Source organism: Streptomyces tendae, assembly GCF_014650435.1.
Lineage (GTDB): Bacteria > Actinomycetota > Actinomycetes > Streptomycetales > Streptomycetaceae > Streptomyces > Streptomyces tendae.
On sequence record NZ_BMUY01000131.1, the window covers coordinates 1 to 516 of the forward strand.

Genomic DNA, 516 nt, shown 5'->3' on the forward strand with positions numbered 1-516 from the left:
GATGATCCACGGAACGCTGACCAGCACGGGACAGACCAGCCCCAGCGCGGCGAGCGCGGTCTTCTTCAGCATGAACTGGCCCGGGCCCTGACCCAGCAGCGCCAGGTTTTTGGCCGGTACCCGCACGCCGGGCAGGCGCTCGAGGCGGGTCAGCAGCCACCGGCCCCACGCTTCATCGCGGTCCAGGTTCGGCTCGGGCATGTCCAAGGCGGCGGGCGAGGTGCGCGCAAGAGCAGGGGCCAGGGCAGGCTGCGGGCGCAGCATCTCCCGTACCAGCAGCGCGAGTCCGGCGCCGACTGTGCCGCCCGTGAGTACGACGGGAAGCAGGTTCACGAGCTGACTCCTTCTGGCTCACGCTCGGCTGCCACCTCGACGGAAGCCGCAGTGGCCGGGGCGGGCAGACGGACGGTGCTGCGGGCGTCGGCGATCAGGAAGCGCGGGATGTGACGGAAAGCGCCCAACTGCCGCATCAAGGCGAGCGTCGCGACGAAACCGGCCGTCAGGAATGCGAGCACG

At 70.5% G+C, this 516-nt stretch carries 2 pseudogenes; both read right to left on the reverse strand.

The annotated features are described in order from the left end of the window. A pseudogene (locus tag IE258_RS40995) lies at nt 1-333 on the reverse strand (hypothetical protein); the annotation flags it as partial. Next, a pseudogene (locus IE258_RS41000) lies at nt 330-516 on the reverse strand (type II secretion system F family protein); the annotation flags it as partial. The pseudogenes IE258_RS40995 and IE258_RS41000, both read right to left, overlap by 4 nt.